The sequence below is a fragment of the Lacticaseibacillus suilingensis genome (genome assembly GCF_016861845.1).
Lineage (GTDB): Bacteria > Bacillota > Bacilli > Lactobacillales > Lactobacillaceae > Lacticaseibacillus > Lacticaseibacillus suilingensis.
On record NZ_BOLV01000060.1, the window covers coordinates 1 to 1,543 of the forward strand.

Annotated in this window: 5 protein-coding genes; all 5 read left to right on the plus strand. The window is 51.1% G+C overall.

All coding sequences use genetic code 11. The annotated features are described in order from the left end of the window. The first annotated feature begins 71 nt into the window (after positions 1 to 71). On the plus strand, positions 72 to 350 hold the full coding sequence (locus tag JUF11_RS13035) for a hypothetical protein (protein ID WP_204119931.1): 279 nt from the start codon (positions 72 to 74) through the stop codon (positions 348 to 350). 101 nt (positions 351 to 451) lie between these two features. Next, positions 452 to 685: a hypothetical protein gene (locus tag JUF11_RS13040; protein WP_204119932.1), complete on the plus strand. Its 234-nt coding sequence runs from the start codon at positions 452 to 454 to the stop codon at positions 683 to 685. Beyond that, the gene (locus tag JUF11_RS13045; RefSeq protein ID WP_204119933.1) at positions 682 to 1,068 is read left to right on the plus strand and encodes a YopX family phage-derived protein; all 387 of its coding nucleotides are present in this window, start codon (positions 682 to 684) and stop codon (positions 1,066 to 1,068) included. Before JUF11_RS13040 ends, JUF11_RS13045 begins: the two co-directional genes overlap by 4 nt. Further along, positions 1,058 to 1,276, plus strand: a complete 219-nt coding sequence (locus JUF11_RS13050; protein ID WP_204119934.1) for a hypothetical protein — start codon at positions 1,058 to 1,060, stop codon at positions 1,274 to 1,276. The genes JUF11_RS13045 and JUF11_RS13050 overlap by 11 nt, the downstream gene beginning before the upstream one ends. Next, on the plus strand, positions 1,263 to 1,543 hold a 281-nt coding region (locus JUF11_RS13055), incomplete at its 3' end, for a hypothetical protein (protein WP_204119935.1). The genes JUF11_RS13050 and JUF11_RS13055, both read left to right, overlap by 14 nt.

A 1,543-nucleotide genomic window follows, 5' to 3' on the forward strand; every position in this document is an offset into this window, starting at 1 on the left:
CGACTGGTTAAGGAAATTAAGAAAGCCGGTCCCGTTATACGGGGCAACGGTTGGAAATGGGAGGAGGAGAAATGAACTTACATGAGCAATTCAAAGGTGGCTTCACACGTGGATCAGGGATTCGCACTGAGGAAATCCTACACGATGATCGTGTTACAAACGAACATGTGCTTCAGTTCCTGATGTATGATGCTAACCTCTATCCTTGCCCGAATCTAAGTACTTGGAAACCAAAGGCTAGGCAAGCAGTCATCGACTTTGTTAAAGAACGGGTTTCCAAAGTTAATGCTGATGTTTGGGTCGACGATGTGAAGGTCAAGGACTATATACCCGAGGTGCGAGATGAGTAGCCCTATGAAGGAAGACCGATTCTGGTGGCTGGCAATGGCATTAGGACTGCTACGTGAGCTTGATGAACGCGATAACCAGTACATCACAAGGGAGGTGCGAGATGAGTAAACGAATGATGAACCAAACCGAAGAATTGTTCGCGCTCGTTTCCGATGGCCACCCCACCGGTCAAGTGTTCGAAACGCGTTTCAACGGTGGGGTGGCCACGTACCGCTCCTGGCTGATGGCTGACGCGGCGAAACGCAAGAAGCACAAGCCTGACCTTAAAATTGTGCGGTTTACACGCGATCGGGTGATGAGTGAAAAGGACTGGCTGAACGGAGGTGCGAGATGAGAGAGATTAAGTTTCGAGCGTGGGACGGTGAGGCAATGGTTGAGGTCGCCGAGCTTCACCTCAACACAAAAGAGGTGCTGGTAGACGATGAGGCGTGGTTGAGTATGCGCCATTCTCCGCTCATGCAGTACACCGGCCTGCACGACAATAACGGACGGGAAATCTACGAAGGCGATATCGTCAAAAATGAGTATGGAGATGTGGACGTTGTTCAGTATGGTAAGCAAGACCACGAAGAAGATTATGGCGATAGATTTGTTTATCAAGGGTGGAATATTCAAATAGGTTCCGGCTATCCAGATGCGGTGATGATTGAATATACAGTCATCGGTAATATCTACGAGAACCCGGAGCTGATGGAGGTGGCCGAGCATGAACGATAGACACAGAGCCGCATTCCGAGCGCGGATGCGGTACGTCAAGAAGACGACTGAGCCGGAATACTGGCACGCGGCTAAAGTTAGCTGGCGCTTCTGGTATGCGATGCAAGGCTTTGACCCTGCAAGGCTAGAGCACTTCAAGTATAGCCTGACACAGGTGGCGCAAGCTTTAGCGGCAGATGCGGAGGTGTCCGAGCATGACGAAGACTGAAACCGTGAGCACAGTTCTAAGCGACATGGAGGTAGAGGGACTGAGGATGACTGGCAACATCAATCGGAACGTTGACCGCATTGTCGGGACAAATCTACTGGCGTGGGAGCGCAGGTTGCAGCAGGCGTACTGCCACGTGGAGAAAGACTACGACATTCACACAGAACTAAATGGTGACCGCTACCAGATCATGACCGGCCGTGAGCTAATCGCTGGGCTGGCCGATGACGCGATGCAAGACGAACAGCTAGGCAATTCCTACTGTAA